19 protein-coding genes are annotated in these 15,768 nt (G+C 47.5%); 7 read left to right on the forward strand and 12 right to left on the reverse strand.

The features are described from left to right. The first annotated feature begins 212 nt into the window (after positions 1 to 212). The 6 genes from CDA54_RS01480 (at position 213) to CDA54_RS01500 (ending at position 4,846) form a co-directional block, all read left to right on the forward strand. A complete protein-coding gene (locus tag CDA54_RS01480; RefSeq protein ID WP_099033220.1) occupies positions 213 to 1,244 on the forward strand; it encodes a LacI family DNA-binding transcriptional regulator in 1,032 nt (343 codons plus the stop codon). Then, positions 1,244 to 1,966, forward strand: coding sequence for an NAD-dependent deacylase (locus tag CDA54_RS01485; protein WP_099033221.1), 723 nt, complete (start codon positions 1,244 to 1,246; stop codon positions 1,964 to 1,966). Before CDA54_RS01480 ends, CDA54_RS01485 begins: the two co-directional genes overlap by 1 nt. Then, positions 1,956 to 2,609: a LysE family translocator gene (locus CDA54_RS01490; RefSeq protein WP_099033222.1), complete on the forward strand. Its 654-nt coding sequence runs from the start codon at positions 1,956 to 1,958 to the stop codon at positions 2,607 to 2,609. Before CDA54_RS01485 ends, CDA54_RS01490 begins: the two co-directional genes overlap by 11 nt. 62 nt (positions 2,610 to 2,671) lie before the next feature. Next, a complete protein-coding gene (locus tag CDA54_RS19435) occupies positions 2,672 to 3,415 on the forward strand; it encodes a DUF2189 domain-containing protein (protein ID WP_143452242.1) in 744 nt (247 codons plus the stop codon). Continuing rightward, positions 3,390 to 4,193: a glucosaminidase domain-containing protein gene (locus CDA54_RS01495; RefSeq protein ID WP_180237079.1), complete on the forward strand. Its 804-nt coding sequence runs from the start codon at positions 3,390 to 3,392 to the stop codon at positions 4,191 to 4,193. The genes CDA54_RS19435 and CDA54_RS01495 overlap by 26 nt, the downstream gene beginning before the upstream one ends. Further along, on the forward strand, positions 4,190 to 4,846 hold the full coding sequence (locus CDA54_RS01500; RefSeq protein ID WP_099033224.1) for a DUF2987 domain-containing protein: 657 nt from the start codon (positions 4,190 to 4,192) through the stop codon (positions 4,844 to 4,846). The genes CDA54_RS01495 and CDA54_RS01500 overlap by 4 nt, the downstream gene beginning before the upstream one ends. Before the next feature lie 11 nt (positions 4,847 to 4,857). Here the strand turns inward: CDA54_RS01500 and ttcA are convergent, their stop codons facing one another. From ttcA to ccoN, 12 genes are all read right to left on the reverse strand, one after another. Beyond that, complete coding sequence (ttcA, locus tag CDA54_RS01505) at positions 4,858 to 5,769, reverse strand: tRNA 2-thiocytidine(32) synthetase TtcA (RefSeq protein ID WP_099033225.1); 912 nt, start codon at positions 5,767 to 5,769, stop codon at positions 4,858 to 4,860. A gap of 57 nt (positions 5,770 to 5,826) precedes the next feature. Beyond that, entirely contained in the window at positions 5,827 to 6,171 is a 345-nt protein-coding gene (locus CDA54_RS01510; RefSeq protein ID WP_180237080.1) for a DUF4112 domain-containing protein, read from the reverse strand. Between the two features lie 11 nt (positions 6,172 to 6,182). Next, entirely contained in the window at positions 6,183 to 7,115 is a 933-nt protein-coding gene (gene uspE, locus CDA54_RS01515; RefSeq protein WP_099033227.1) for a universal stress protein UspE, read from the reverse strand. A 103-nt stretch (positions 7,116 to 7,218) separates the two neighbouring features. Further along, entirely contained in the window at positions 7,219 to 7,974 is a 756-nt protein-coding gene (gene fnr / locus CDA54_RS01520; RefSeq protein WP_099033228.1) for a fumarate/nitrate reduction transcriptional regulator Fnr, read from the reverse strand. A gap of 112 nt (positions 7,975 to 8,086) precedes the next feature. After that, a complete protein-coding gene (locus tag CDA54_RS01525) occupies positions 8,087 to 8,746 on the reverse strand; it encodes a sulfite exporter TauE/SafE family protein (RefSeq protein WP_099033229.1) in 660 nt (219 codons plus the stop codon). Then, complete coding sequence (gene ccoS / locus CDA54_RS01530; protein ID WP_099033230.1) at positions 8,736 to 8,927, reverse strand: cbb3-type cytochrome oxidase assembly protein CcoS; 192 nt, start codon at positions 8,925 to 8,927, stop codon at positions 8,736 to 8,738. Before ccoS ends, CDA54_RS01525 begins: the two co-directional genes overlap by 11 nt. After that, positions 8,924 to 11,305, reverse strand: coding sequence for a heavy metal translocating P-type ATPase (locus CDA54_RS01535; protein WP_229748046.1), 2,382 nt, complete (start codon positions 11,303 to 11,305; stop codon positions 8,924 to 8,926). The genes ccoS and CDA54_RS01535 overlap by 4 nt, the downstream gene beginning before the upstream one ends. Before the next feature lie 18 nt (positions 11,306 to 11,323). After that, entirely contained in the window at positions 11,324 to 11,812 is a 489-nt protein-coding gene (locus tag CDA54_RS01540) for a FixH family protein (RefSeq protein ID WP_099033231.1), read from the reverse strand. Between the two features lie 72 nt (positions 11,813 to 11,884). Beyond that, positions 11,885 to 12,838 (reverse strand): cytochrome-c oxidase, cbb3-type subunit III, encoded by a 954-nt coding sequence (ccoP, locus tag CDA54_RS01545; RefSeq protein WP_099033232.1) that lies wholly within the window; start codon positions 12,836 to 12,838, stop codon positions 11,885 to 11,887. Then, on the reverse strand, positions 12,831 to 13,022 hold the full coding sequence (locus CDA54_RS01550; protein WP_099033233.1) for a cbb3-type cytochrome oxidase subunit 3: 192 nt from the start codon (positions 13,020 to 13,022) through the stop codon (positions 12,831 to 12,833). The genes ccoP and CDA54_RS01550 overlap by 8 nt, the downstream gene beginning before the upstream one ends. A gap of 1 nt (position 13,023) precedes the next feature. Beyond that, positions 13,024 to 13,629: a cytochrome-c oxidase, cbb3-type subunit II gene (gene ccoO, locus CDA54_RS01555; protein ID WP_099033234.1), complete on the reverse strand. Its 606-nt coding sequence runs from the start codon at positions 13,627 to 13,629 to the stop codon at positions 13,024 to 13,026. A gap of 14 nt (positions 13,630 to 13,643) precedes the next feature. Beyond that, complete coding sequence (gene ccoN / locus CDA54_RS01560; protein WP_099033235.1) at positions 13,644 to 15,071, reverse strand: cytochrome-c oxidase, cbb3-type subunit I; 1,428 nt, start codon at positions 15,069 to 15,071, stop codon at positions 13,644 to 13,646. Positions 15,072 to 15,311: 240 nt separating this feature from the next. Here ccoN and CDA54_RS01565 point away from each other — a divergent pair, with 240 nt between their 5' ends. After that, a complete protein-coding gene (locus CDA54_RS01565) occupies positions 15,312 to 15,767 on the forward strand; it encodes a hypothetical protein (protein ID WP_143452243.1) in 456 nt (151 codons plus the stop codon). Position 15,768: the final 1 nt, after the last annotated feature.

A 15,768-nucleotide genomic window follows, 5' to 3' on the forward strand; every position in this document is an offset into this window, starting at 1 on the left:
TTTAAAATGACAAGCTTCATCTTTTGGATGACAGCGTTGTCATTACCGTTAAACTTACAACATAATTTTCATCACAGCAACCTGTAGGTTACAAAAAACTTACAACTTCGGGTTATGATGACGTTTTTGGGGGCTTGCACGATACAAAGGGCTGGCAATTAAACCACTCATCATGTTTACTACCACAGATTTAGCTTCAGCCGGGAATTTAAATGAAATCAACAATTAAGGATGTTGCGCAACTGGCCGGCGTGTCCATTAAGACCGTTTCCAGAGTCATAAACAAGGAAGCCTCGGTACGTTCTGATACTATTGAAAAAGTGAATCAGGCTATCCTCAGGCTTAACTATGAACCTAACCTGGCAGCAAGGAACCTGGCAGGCACCCGCTCATACACCATAGGTTACGTATACGATAACCCCAATGCCTATTATGTGATTGATATGCAAAACGGTATCTTAGCGGAGTGCAAAGAGCGCGGGTACGAACTGGTGATTCACCCCTGTAATTCTAACTCACCAAGCATTTGTGAAGAGTTAGAAAGCATGGTGGCCAAATCCCAGTTAGCCGGTTTGGTTATCTCGCCCCCTTTGTCTGAAATGCCCGAAGTACTGGAGGCTCTGGCGGCTATGGATCTGCAGTTTGTGCGCATTATTTCCGGTTCAGGCCATCGCCCCGAGTCCACGCCCTGCATTTTTGTGCATGATCATGAGGCGGCATTACATATCACCGAACATTTGATTGGTCTAGGGCATAGAAAAATTGCCTTTATTAGCGGTGATAAGGGCCACCGTTCTACCGATGAACGGTACAATGGTTACCAGGAAGCCTTGAAAAACGCAGGCATCGAAGCCAATAGCGATTATCTCTACGAAGGCCAGTACTCGTTTGAGACCGGAGTCAAAGGCGCCAAACAATTGCTTAATCTGAGTTCACCTCCTACGGCTATTTTTGCCTGTAACGATGAGATTGCTGCCGGGGCGCTGTTCGCTTCCCGATTGATGAATGTAGCCGTACCAGAACAATTGTCGATTGCTGGGTTTGAGGACAGTCCCTTTTCCCGCCAAACCTGGCCCAAACTAACCACGGCCGCACAGCCCACCAACATTATTGCCAGAAAAGCGGCGGAGTTATTAGTCAGTCAGATAGTTGCACAGCGTACCGGGAAAGGAAAAGGCGTTTTGCATCAGCACTTTGAACCCGATTTGGTAGTCAGAGAATCGACACAGAGAATTCAGCAGTAATGGGGGAATACCGGAATATTGTGGTGTTAACCGGAGCTGGCATATCAGCTGAATCCGGACTGAAAACCTTCCGTGACAACAATGGCCTGTGGGAGAAACACAGGGTAGAGGAGGTGGCAACACCAGAGGCCTTCGAAGCTAACCCCACACTGGTGTATCAGTTTTATAATCAAAGACGCGCGCAATTAAAAGACTCTGCGATAACACCAAACCCCGCTCATCTGGCCCTTGCGGACCTGGAAAAGGCCTGGAAAGGAAGTTTTTTGCTGGTAACGCAGAATGTTGATGATCTCCACCAGCGTTCGGGTAGTGTTAATGTTGTGCCCATGCACGGCCAGCTGAATCAGGCCAGATGCCTGAATTCCGGCAACGTTTCGGATATCAGTGGTGTGGGTGTTATTGATGCCAGAACGCTTTGCTCGTGTTGTAATCCTCAGTCTGCCATGCGCCCCGATATCGTCTGGTTTGGTGAGATACCACAGCAAATGGGCAGGATAGAGCAAGCATTATCTCAGGCTGATATTTTTGTTTCTATTGGTACATCCGGCCAGGTTTATCCTGCGGCGGGTTTTGCGGCACTGGCCAGTGAAAAGGGTGCCCATACCGTAGAACTGAACCTGGAACAGACCTCTGGCAGTTTTCATCAGGGGTTTTATGGCCCCGCCTCTGACATAGTGCCTGAATTTGTAGCCAGATTACTGGGAGACAAAGATGTGGAATGAGTTTCACACCTACTGGCTGGAATTTTTGACCATTGCCAGTGTGCACCTGCTGGCAGTGGCCAGCCCGGGGCCTGATTTTGCTGTTGTGGTGCGTCACAGTGTGAGCTTCGGCAGAAGAATAGCAATTATTACCAGTCTGGGGATCGGAATCGCAATACTATTGCATGTAGCCTATTCCATGTTAGGTATAGGTCTGCTGATTCAGACCACGCCATGGTTATTTAATGTGCTCAGTTATCTGGCGGCTATTTATCTTGGTTACCTGGGTATTATGGCACTGAAAAGTCGCCCAAATCCCCCCGATTTACCCCGGGATCAGAAAAATGAAACAGTAAGGGAGTTGTCAGATAGAAAAGCCTTCATTATCGGCTTCGTAACAAATGGCCTGAACCCTAAAGCCACGCTGTTTTTTTTGTCTTTGTTCGCCGTTGCTATCTCTGCGCAAACCCCCTTTGAAGTTAAACTCTTCTACGGAGCATACCTGGCACTGGCTACGACCTTATGGTTTGTCAGCCTGTCATGTTTACTTAGCACCCCCAGAATAAGGGAGTTTCTCACTCAACAAGGCTACTGGTTTGACAGATTGATGGGACTATTGCTTATTGCACTGGCCTTGCGTTTAGTTTTCCCGGGCGAAAGCTGATATGTCTGAGATAAAACTGATAAAATGCTGACAAAGGCATTTACAGGCGTTGGAAGCTAAACGTGCAGGATAAAAATAAGCTCGAGCTTGGCGGTAATATGAGCAAAGCCCTTGCGGGCGACTATAACTTTGATTTGCAGGCTGTGCTGAAAGAAGCCTGGAGTATAACGCAGGTCACTAAATGGTCATTGTTGCAAGCGTTATTAATGGTATTTTCATTGGTACTGTTGGTTGTGGTGATCAGCTTCAATCTGATCCAAAGTCAGGGAATGGACATACTTGACCCACAGGTACAATTTTATCTGGAATTACTCATTACATTGTTAACCGCACCATTGCTCACAGGCCTGCTGATGATGGGTATCAACCATAGTGTAGGGGGTGTCTCCAGACCGGCTCATCTGTTTCATTTTGTGCCCAGGACCCTGATATTGGTGCTGGCCACTCTGATGACCAGTTTATTGGTCAATCTCGGATTGATGTTGCTGGTGATTCCGGGACTGTATCTGATGATTGCCTGTAGCTTCACACTTCCTCTGGTGGCGGAAAAAGGTCTGACACCCTGGCGTGCCATTTATACTTCTGTGCGGGCGGTGAGCCACAAGTGGCCACAATTTGTCATTCTGTACCTGTTGTTTGCAATGCTTTTTATGTTGGTGATTGCCACCCTTGGCATCGCTCTGATTTGGGTTGGCCCACTGTATTACAATGTTAAGGGGGTCTTGTACCGGGATATTTTCGGTATTGCAGTGCGATTTAAACCTGACAAGGGAGAAAAAAATGCAGAAACTGTCTTTTATGCGTGAAAATCCACTTCAATTCAGATTGGGGATCTTTTTAGTTGCTTGCCTGGTCGCTGTACTGATCTACTTTGTTGTACCCAGCGAACCAGAATACGGTATTCCCGTGCCTGAAGAGATGTCTGATTCCATTCCTGACTTTGCAGAGTTCACTGATATACCGACAAAAAAACAAGCTTTTTTTGACTATTTACGTCCGGCCGTGAAATATCATAATCAGATCATTCTTGCTGAGCGGGCATTGCTGCAAGCGATAGCTCAGAAAATGGAAAGTGGGCAGAAACTGAGTCAGGTTCAGCAGGACAAGCTGGCCAAAATCTCCGGGAAGTATCGACTTGAAGAGACGCCGTCCGACGTCAATAGCATTAGCAATCTGCTGCGTCAGGTTGATATTGTTCCGTTGGAACTGGTGCTGGCTCAGGCAGCCAACGAATCAGCATGGGGAACGTCACGCTTTGCACGAAAAGGGTATAATTTTTTTGGTATGTGGTGTTTCCGTAAAGGGTGCGGCTTTGTGCCAAAGTCACGGGATGATGATGCCGTCCACGAAGTGGCAAAATTCAGGGACCTTTCTCATGCAGTCAGAGCCTATCTGAGAAACATCAATACCCACTACGCCTACAGCGATCTGCGGGATATTCGTGCCAGATTGCGCAGTAACCAAAAAGAGATTGCCGCAGAGCCTCTTGCTCAGGGATTGATGAGTTATTCGGAACGTGGCCAGGATTATATCGACGAGTTACTTGAGATGATTAGATTTAACAGGAAGTACATTGACGCATGATTAGATCAGGTTTTGCGGCTGTAATCTCTGTGTTAGCGATTATGTCTTTACAGGCCGACACACTGAAACTTGATTACGCCAGCTTATACAGCCATACCCGTAAACTGGATAAAGAAACGATGCCTGCATTGCAATTTGCGTTTGGCTTTGCCCACAAGGACCAATCCCATTTGTGCGGGATTAAGCGTGCTTTTATCCGCACGCAAAAACAGGATATTCCCTTGAAGGTGACAGCTGAACAGCGTTTTACCGTGCCCTCGGAGCGTGCTCTTAAGCTGGCTGAGGCGGTGGTTAACGTGGAACTGGATGAGATGGCACAGCGCTGCGATATGTCTGTACAACTGGAGACCAGGGAAGATTATCTCAGAGCAGACTACAGTCTGGATGAGTTAAAGATGTTGCAGCGACAATACACCGCCTTTTTCGATCAGATGGGCGGCTTTATGTCTTTTCTGATGCCCTCTGTACAGGGACTCATCATGCACTTTGAACAGCCACTGAAACAGGCAGTAATGGCTGATGGGCAACATCCTGAACCCGGTATAAGGGACAGTCAGCTCCAGATTAGTCGGGATTGGTTAGCACAACAACAGGAATCGAACGTATTGAATCTGCAGGATAAGCCCAGGCGCATTGTCGCCTGGGTGGAATAGTCAGGCTGTAGTTAACTTAGATTAACTACCTGTACTGTGGCAGTTGCATGGGAATCAGCGGCGTCCGGCAATGTCGGCTCCGGTTGGTCAAATGCAATATCACCTTCGGCGAAGGGGCCGTCCTGCGTTTGCAGCTGGGCAAAATCAAACAGTGTTTTGTCTGCCAGATGTGAAGGCACTACGCTTTGTAGTGCTCTGGCCATATTTTCAATGCGCCCGGGGTATTGAGAATCCCACTGCTGTAACATTTGTTTTATCACTTTACGCTGTAAGTTTTCCTGAGAGCCACACAGGTTGCAGGGAATAATAGGAAAGTCCATTTTTTCAGCATACTGGCTGATGTCTTTTTCGGCACAATAAGCCAGCGGTCGGATCACCATTTGTTTACCATCATCACTGACCAGTTTGGGTGGCATAGATTTGAGCTTACCACCATAAAACATGTTCAGAAGCAGTGTTTCCAGCATATCGTCCCGGTGATGGCCCAACGCAATTTTAGTGGCACTCAGTTCGGTAGCGGTGCGATACAGTATTCCTCGTCTCAGTCTTGAACATAATGAGCAGGTGGTTTTTCCTTCGGGTATCTTCTGTTTAACAATCGAATAGGTGTCTTCCGTAACAATCTGAAAGTTGACACCTAGCTGGCTGAGGTATTCAGGTAAAACATGGGCTGGAAAACCCGGTTGTTTCTGGTCAAGGTTCACCGCAATCAAATCAAACTTAACCGGCGCAATACGTTGCAGATATAAAAGGATATCCAGCAAAGTATAGCTGTCCTTCCCTCCGGACAGACACACCATAATCCGGTCGCCTTCTTCGACCATATTAAAGTCTTCAATCGCTTTTCCAACATGCCGGCGAAGCCGCTTTTGCAGCTTATTAAAACTGTATTTCTGTTTGGCTGTCAGCTCGGATAAATGCATGAAAAACCTGCCCGTAAAAAATCAGGCGAGGATTATAGCGAAATAAAAGCCAGGGAGCTATGCAGAGCGGTAATACCAGTTTTCGAGCAGCCGGAAGTTCGCCTGATTAGCTTTAAAAAGAAGATCGAACAGATCCCCAATAACAGGTACCGCCCCCACAACGAAATCGACAAAGAGATTAAACAACATACGCCACTGCAGCCCTGCCGGTACCCCAAGCTTTCTGCTCAACCAGAAGATACGTAAGGCCGGCAGCAACATCAGGATATCTCCCGCCACCGGTAATAACCCTATTAATGAATCCAGTCCAAACCGGATACCCAATACGCAAAATCGGGTATCGGTCAGTTGTGCCCAATAGCGTGCTGCCTTGAGCTCTCTCGGATAGACCTCTTGTGCCAACGACAGGGCGCCTATTTCTGCATTGGACTGACAAAGCCTTCAGGTTTGAGCGTCAGTACATCACAATCCAGTGCATCGATGACATGCTCTGCGGTATTGCCAATCAGTGCCGCGGATATACCATGTCGACCAACGGTACCCAATACCACCAGTTCAGCATCAATCTTCCTGGCAATAGAAGGAATCACATCTTCCGGCAGACCTTCTTTCACAAAACAATGTTCATCGGCCACACCATGTGTTCCGGCAAATGTTTGCATGGACTGGATATGGTGATTTTTCACTGACTCATTAAAATCAGATGGATCAAATTCGGGAATTTCAATGGCAATATTAACTGGTGTGCCTGGGTAAGAATTGACCAGATTAACTTGTCCTTTAAGCGTCCTGGCAAATGCCAGGGCTGTATGGGTGACTTGTTGATTCAGTGATTGATGCTCTTTATCCTCCGTGCCTACATTTACTGCAGCAAGAATATTGCCATGCTCTGGCCAGTCATGTTCTTTGACCAGCAGCACCGGGGCAGGGGCTTTGCGCATCAGATGCCAGTCAGTGGGTGTAAAAATCACAGATTTCAGACCACTGTGTTCATGTGTCCCTTTAACAATCAGATCGTAATGGTTGTCAATGACTTCATAGATAATGCTTTCGTAGGGGCGATTGTGCCAAACCACTTTGGCATCAATAGCGATTTGTTTGTCTTTTACCTGATTGTTGACCAGTTCAGTCAGCCACTCGGTTCTGTCGTCGACGACGGCCTGGCGCATAGTCTCGCGCTCATCAACCGATAACATCGTGGTCATTTCGTAGGAAAAATCATAGATGGATAAAAACGCCGTAATACTGGCACCGGTTTTCCCGGCAATCAACAGCGCCCGGTTCAGGGCTTTTTGCTTTTCGGCTGTAGGATCGATAACAACAAGGAGCTTTTTGTAATTGACCATCTTATTTCCTTTTTCATAAAGATGTTATAACTCTATGTACAGTAGAACTTTTTTGCCAATTTATCGCGACTAAAGTGGTGCTTTATTGTTTCAAATCAAAGATTCAGGTCAACTCCTCACCGGTTTTGTTTTGTGGTACTGCCAGTACCGGATTCTCAAGTGCCTGCTTAAGCAATTCAGGCTCTAACAGGGTGATAAATTTACCGTCTACCTGGATTATGCCGAACTTCTGAAAGCGGGTGAGTAACCGGCTAATGGTTTCCACCGTCAGCCCAAGATAGTTCCCAATCTCTGCCCGGGTCATACTGAGCCGGAACTGGGTGGCCGAGAAGCCCCGTTGATGATATCTGTTAGCCAATTGAGTCATGAAGTGTGCCAGACGTTGGTGCGCTGTACGTTTGTTAAGCAGAAGCAACATTTCCTGATCGGACTGGATCTCGTTGCTCATCATTCTCATCACCTGTTGGCGTAAACGTGGCAAGTCGCCTGATAACTGCTCCAGTGTATGAAAAGGGATTTCACACACCATTGAGGTTTCCAGGGCCTGAGCAGAGGTTTTATGGATTTTATTATTGATAGAATCAAAGCCAATGATGTCTCCGGGCAAATGAAAGGCGGTAATCTGCTCCTCGCCATCGCTGGCCAGTGCATAGCTTTTAAAAGACCCCGAACGCACAGCAAACAGACTGACCAACGAATCACCGGACTGAAACAGTTTGTCATTTTTCTGAAAGGGTCGTTTACGCTGAATAATATTATCCAGTTTATCCAGTTCATTACTGTTAAGCGTAAAGGGCAGACAGAGCTGACTGATACTGCAGTTCTGACAACTAATTGCACATTCTCGATGCTGATTCATAGGGTGACCAATTATTTTTGTAAGTAGACTAATTCCAAATTCAGCTTAGCATTGATTGACCGCTAATCTCCAGCAGACAAAGGTCGTAGCACAGCCTTTTATTGTCGTAGCCTCAGTACTGTGCGAGTAAAACATAAAAGCCAAACCCCAAAAGGCATAATGCAATAACTTTTTTGCTCATGGGGTGTCTCAGAACAGGTTTAAGCTGATGGCTGAATGCTCCCAGGCTGAGCAGAGCGGGGAGGGTGCCAAGGCCAAACATCGCCATAACCATAGCCCCTTTTAAAGCACTACCGCTGGCCAGACTCCATGACAAGGTTGAATAAACCAGTCCGCAGGGCAACCACCCCCAGATGATTCCGTACGGAAGAGCCGCTAATGGGTGTCTGAAAGGCAGGAACTTTTTCGAAAACGGTACAAGAGGCTTCCAGATACGGCCACCAAGCTTTTCCAGTGCAGCCAGGCCCCGCCACCAATCACCTATGTACAGACCCAGTGCAATCAGAAACAAGCCACTGAACAAATTCAGAAGCATCATCCCATTACTTACCTGATTTGAAAAAATCGCACCCAGGCTGCCAGTCAGCGCACCGGCAACACTGTAGCTTAATATTCTTCCTGCATGGTAACTTGCCATATAAGGAAAGGCAGAGGTCTTCCTTGGAATGGACATAGTCAGTGCCCCGACGATACCACCGCACATGGCAACGCAGTGTACGCTGCCGGCCAGACCGATAAGCAATGCTGCAAGCCAGAGCGGATCACTGCTCATGTTTATCCTTATCCTTATCCTTTTGATGGTGTTTTTTTAAATCGTCCTCTTCGAACAGAATACTGGTGCCATGACGTTCAAGATCTTCAAACTGCCCTGACTTTACCGCCCAGAAAAATACTACCACGGCAATAATCACCAGAAAAATCGCGATGGGAATCAGAAAGTAAAGAATACTCAAACCTGAGGTCTCCTGTTTAATAGCCGTACAGAATTACCGACCACCAATATTGAACTCAAGGACATACCAATTACCCCCATCCAGGGAGTAAGAAAACCGGTGACGGCAAGTGGTAAAACCGCCAGATTGTAACCCAGAGCCCAGCACATATTCTGAATAATCTTACGGCGGGTGCGTCTGGCCATAGAAAAAAGCTCCGGGAGCAGAGTCAGACTTGGCGATATAAGAATAACATCGGCAGCATTTTTGGCTAAATCTGTTGCACCACCTACTGCTACAGAGACATCAGCTGCAGCCATTACAGGGGTATCATTGATACCATCGCCAACCATCATGACCGCTTTCCCCTGGCGCTGAAATCCTTTTAGTCTCTGTAATTTCTGTTCCGGGTCGCACTCAGCGAAATAATCTGCAATGCCTAATTCAGACGCGATCTGCCGGACGTTCTCTTTGGCATCACCACTGATAATTACCTGTTCAAAGGCAGCGAGATCCCCTAGGGCCTTACTCGCTTCCGGACGCAGACTATCTGATACACAAAAGCCAGCCAATAATTGATGGTCATCTTCCATAAATACATTACAGCCCCGTAGCATTTCCGGCACCTTATGACGCATCAATTTACCACTGCCCAGGCGGTAATGAACACCATCAACCCAACCGCTGAGTCCATAGCCAGGTTGTATCTGGACCTCTGTAGCCTGAGCACCTGACGGGAGATGTTCAAAGGCTCTGGCGATAGGGTGTTCAGAAAAGCACTCGATAGCAGAAGCCACAGACAATATACGTTGTAGAGGCTGAGATGAAAGGTTGTGTGTAACTCCAAGGCTAAAGCGTCCCTGAGTCAGGGTGCCGGTTTTATCAAAGGCTAAAACCTTAATCTGGGTAATGGCCTCAAGTAAATCCGCCCGTTTTAACAATAACCCGCCGCGATTCAGGCTGGCTATGGCGCAGGTGAGGGCTGAAGGTGTTGCCAGCCCAAGAGCGCAAGGGCAGGTAGCAACCAATACAGCCGCGGTAATCCAGAACGCATCAGGATTACCAGCCCAGCTCCAGAACAGGTAGGTCAGCACAGCTATTGCCAGCACAGCCAGCACAAAATATCGGGCTACCTTGTCAGCCAATTGCGAGATCGCCGGTTTATTTAGCATAGCCTGATCCTGCAGACGCAGGATCTGATTTACCAATGACTCTTTGAGTGGGCGTATTACTTCCAGTGTCAGACTATTATGTTGATTCAGTGTGCCACCAAAAACAGTATCGCCCTTGTTTTTGACCACAGGAGAAAACTCGCCGGTTAACATGGACTCATCCACGTAACTTTTGCCTTCAGTCACAATACCATCCACCGGAATGGTTTCTCCGCTTCTTACCAATACAAACTGGCCCTCCATGAGCGTCTTAGCCAGACAGTCTTTAACCTTGCCATCTTTGATCACCCTTGCGGTAACCGGAACATACTGATTCATATTGGCGGAAATCAGGGCCGCCTGATGACGGGAGCGGTGTTCCAGGTAGCGGCTGATCAGGAGTAAAAAAATGAACATGCATACCGACTCAAAAAACACTTCGCCCTGATCGACTATGGTAGCTTTGGCACTGGCGATAAACAGCGCCCATATGGCGATGGTTACAGGCACATCCATATTCACACTGCGGGCTTTGAGAGCTCTGAAAGCCCCCTGATAAAAACCGGTTCCGGAGATCAATACGACCGGCAAAGTAAGCAGCAAACTCACCCAATGCAAAAACTGGCGGATACCATCATCCAGATTACCGAATAAACCAAAATAGAGGGCAAAGGCGATCATCATCACCTGCATGGTCATCAGTCCGGCCAGCCCCAGTCTTTTGAGGAATGACTGGCTGGTTTGTTTAAATTGTTCTTCGTGCTGCTGAGGTTGAAATGGCAGGGCGTGATAACCAATTTTTTCTATCGTCGCCAGAATCTCGCTGAGATTTATTCTATCCGCCTGCCACCGCACCAAAGCCCGCCTGGCACTGACATTAACGCCTACCTGAGCGATACCGGGTACGCCTGCCAGCTTCTTTTCAATTAGCCAGGCGCAGGCTGCACAACTGATTCCCTCAACGCTCAACTGAATGACACTGAGTTTGTCGTCAGTAGTAACGAATTCTTCCTGTAATTCGGGTTGATCGTAGAGTTTAAGTTTAGCTAAGGTTTGTTCCAACGCGCTGTCATCGGCCCTGGCCGCAGGTTCGGTACGAAACTTGTAATAGTCGTCCAACCCATTGTCAACAATAGCCTCTGCCACCGCCTGACAACCCGGGCAGCACATCTGACGAGGCTCACCAAGCACGTCGGTGGTATACCTGTCTGGTTCAGTAATGTCCTGATGACAATGATAACAATACACTGACTAACAACCTGAATTTTAAGGAATGAACACTATAGGATCTTGCCGCGGAAGACTAATCACCTGATATATACGCCACTGATTATCAAAAGGCTCCATAGTAATATGCCATTTCCCCGAAATTTCGCGGGGTAACTTAGCACTGTAGCGGCCTAACTTGTCACGGGTGAGCATTAGCTGAAAATCCTTATCTTCAAGCGTCGGGTGCTGAAAATAAAGTTTCAGAGCAGTACCTTGTTCAGGTGCCGACTTTGTAAACTCAAGGGTCACCGCCTGTTGCCTGATGCTTAGCTGGGTTCTTATACCCAGCTTTTGTGCTTCATGGACTTTTTCAAGACGCCGGTTAATGGCTTTGCCTTCTTTATAATAATCTTCAATCACCATACTATCCTGACCACTGACAGCCAGTCGCAGCAAATTAATACTCAATGCAATAGATATCACCGGGATCGCTATTAAAAACCAGGGCCAGAATTGTTTGTACCAGGGGGAGGGCTTTGGGGTCATGTTACCTGTACTCGCTATAGATGATAAAAAGCCTCGTCAGAACGAGGCTTTTTTGCTGGTTCAGATGATGTCTCACTGCTCCTGAGACAAACTATATACATAAGCGGTTAGCAAATGGATTTTGTCTTCACCCAGTATTTTTTCCCATGCTGGCATCACACCATTACGGCCGTGGGTAAGTGTTTCTGTGACTGCTTTTTCACTGCCACCATAAAGCCAGATATTATCGGTCAGGTTCGGTGCACCCATAGCATAATTGCCTTTACCGTCCTGCCCATGACAAGCGGTGCATGCTGCAAATCGGGATTTCCCGGCTTCAGCAAGTTCAGGATCTACCTTGCGGCCACTCAGACTAAGCGTATAAGCCACCACTTCTTTAATTCCTTTCTCTCCATAGGAATCTATCCAGCCTGGCATAACGCCCTGACGCCCCTGCAACAACGTAGTCCGAATCTGCTCCGGGTTGCCACCATATAACCAGGCGTCATCAGTCAGGTTGGGAAATCCGCGCATACCACGAGCATCGGAGCCATGGCATTGGGCACAGTTTTGCAAAAACAACCGTTGCCCGACTTTAAGCGCTTCAGGATCATTGGCCAAATCGGTCACATCACGCTTGGCGTATGCTTCAAAAATGGGACCAAAGCGCTCTTCAGCTTGCTGCATCTGGCGGTCATATTCTACTAGCTCACCATTTTCCAGCGCTTGTTTAGTGGCCGCACGAGACTCTTCGAGGCTCTGAACGTCCTGATTTGAACTTTTCCAGCCCAATAATCCCGCGAAGTTACCCAGGCCGGGATACAGAGCAAGATAGATGATACCCCAGACAATGGTGACGTAGAACATGATCGTCCACCACCTTGGCAGGGGATTATTGATTTCGACTATACCATCAAATTCATGATGCATATCGTCGCCTTCTTCGACGCCGGTCATGTTTTTTAAACACCAGCGCAACAGAAGAAAGCAGCCCAGGATAGTCCCCAGGGTAATAACAGAGATGAAAATACTCCAAAAGCTACTCATTGCTAGATGACTCCCGCTTATTTTGTTGTGCCTTATCCTGGGCGGACTTGTCGTCGTCAAAAACCAGGTTAGCGGCTTCTTCAAAGCCTTTTTTATTGCGCTTGCTGTATGCCCACAAGACTATGGCAACAAAAATGACAAAGATGGCTACAGTCCAGATGACGTTAATCGTAACTGCATCCATGTTAGTTTAACGCCGTGCCAAGTGACTGCAGATAAGCAATCAGTGCCTGCATTTCAGTTTTACCCTTAACGGCTTCTGTTGCACCGGCTATATCTTCATCGGTGTAAGGCACACCAAAGTCTCTGAACACCTGCATTTTCTTAGCCGTCAGCTCGCCATCAAGCGTGTTTTCGGCCAACCAGGGAAAACCAGGCATATTCGATTCAGGCACGACGGCTCTGGGATCCATCAGATGAACCCGGTGCCATTCATCACTGTAGCGGCCACCGACACGGGCCAGATCGGGACCGGTACGCTTAGAACCCCACAAAAACGGGCGTTCCCAAACCGATTCACCCGCAACAGAATAGTGCCCATACCGTTCAGTTTCTGACCGGAAGGGGCGGATCATCTGGCTGTGACAGCCCACACAACCCTCACGGATATAAATATCTCTTCCTTCCAGCTCCAGTGCCGTATAGGGCTTGAGCCCTTCAACCGGCTCTGTGACCTGGCGCTGGAACATTAACGGAGCGATTTCCACCAAGGCACCGAAACTGATCACTACCAGAATCAGGATTGCCAGCAGTCCAGTGTTCTTTTCAATTATTTCATGTACATTTTTCATATCTGACTGCTCACTTATGCCGGTTGTGCTTCAGCCTGTAGGCTGTTCTTCGGTGCACGGATCGTGCGATAACAGTTGTACGCCATAAGGAACATGCCAGTAACCACAAAACAACCACCGATAAAACGCACGAAGTAGAAAGGTTTGGACGCTTCAATGCTTTCTATAAAGCTGTAAGTAAGGGTACCGTCGGTATTGACAGCTCGCCACATAAGTCCCTGCATCACACCAGAGATCCACATTGCTACGATATACAGCACCACGCCGATAGTGGTCAGCCAGAAGTGGATGTTGATGAGCTTTGTGCTGTACATTCGCGGCTGAGCAAAGAGCACCGGAATAAGATGATAAATGGAGCCAATTGATATCATGGCTACCCACCCAAGGGCACCGGAATGAACATGTCCTATAGTCCAGTCGGTGTAGTGAGATAGCGCATTAACGGTTTTAATTGCCATCATCGGCCCTTCGAAGGTTGACATACCATAGAAGGAAAGCGACACAATCAAAAAGCGCAGAATGGGGTCAGTGCGTAATTTATGCCAGGCACCTGATAATGTCATGATGCCGTTAATCATGCCTCCCCAGGATGGCACAAACAAAATCACTGACATCACCATCCCTAAAGACTGCGTCCAGTCGGGCAGGGCGGTGTAGTGAAGGTGGTGTGGACCGGCCCATATATACAGCGCAATCAGCGCCCAGAAATGTACCACTGAAAGACGGTAGGAATAGACCGGACGGCCAGCCTGTTTGGGCACAAAGTAGTACATCATGCCAAGAAAACCCGCGGTAAGGAAAAAGCCAACAGCATTATGGCCGTACCACCACTGCATCATCGCATCTACTGCGCCGGCATAAATGGAATAAGATTTAAAAAATGAAACCGGCACAACCATAGAATTGGCGATATGTAGCACGGCAACCGTGAGTATAAAAGCTCCGAGAAACCAGTTGGCTACATAAATATGCGAGGTTTTTCTAATCACCAGGGTACCGAAAAAGTTAATCGCATAGGCTACCCAAACCAGGGTAATCAGAATATCAATGGGCCACTCCAGCTCAGCGTATTCCTTTGAAGACGTGAGTCCCAAGGGCAAGGTAATGGCGGCCAAAACAATCACCGCCTGCCAGCCCCAAAACGTGAAGGCCGCCAGTTTGTCGCTGAAAAGCGCAGTCTGGCAAGTTCTCTGCACGATATAATAGGATGTGGCAAATAAAGCGCAGCCACCGAATGCGAATATCACCGCATTGGTATGTAAGGGTCTGAGTCTTGAATAGGTAAGCCATGGCGTATCAAAGTTAAGCTCAGGCCAGATTAACTGAGCCGCAAGCAGTACGCCGACCAACATACCGACAATTCCCCATATCACCGTCATGACGGAGAACTGTCGCACTACCTTATAATTATATTCCGGATGTGCCTGAGTGGTTTCATTCATTGTTTTGAATCTTCCGCTACTAATAATGATTTGTTTTATTCACTGATAACCATAGAGAATAAAACATATTATGCCAGCCAGAAACGATTTTAAGCGCTTGAAAAACCGTCTTAATCTACTGGTACTTCGGGCGCAAATGATAAGGTTTTTACCCCTAAAAAGATAGACTATCTGGCCCTTGATTGATCCTGGTCAATAATTCACACTAATGCGCTAAATCGTTAACCCGAATGCAACAATATGCCACCTTCCCGAACGCTTTCACTGTTGTTTAGTCTGATAATTCTAGTGGTCATATTGTCCCTGGCGCAATGGTTAAGAACATCCTCCTCTGTGCCGCAACATACCAACGAAGAGAGCTGTATTCTGGATCATTCAGATTGTGAGTTTGAATTAGGTGGAAAAACGGGTTCAGTGAGCCTGTCTCCGAGACCCGTACCCATTGAGGAGCAGATTCAGTTTACCTTTGACATACCCACTGGCTATCGCCTCGAGAAAGCCCATATTGAAGGCGTCAATATGTATATGGGACAAACACTGGTGTTTATTGATCGTCAGCAGCTACCGCTCAGTGGTATCAGTTTTCTCGGTAGTTGCAGCGAACCTGCTATGCAATGGAAATTATCCATGGTATTCAGTCGTGATGATAACTCCTTTTACCGGGAGCTCTACTTCAATACCCACTATCCTGAATAGG

This window comes from Lacimicrobium alkaliphilum, from assembly GCF_002591895.1.
Taxonomy (GTDB): Bacteria; Pseudomonadota; Gammaproteobacteria; order Enterobacterales; family Alteromonadaceae; genus Lacimicrobium; species Lacimicrobium alkaliphilum.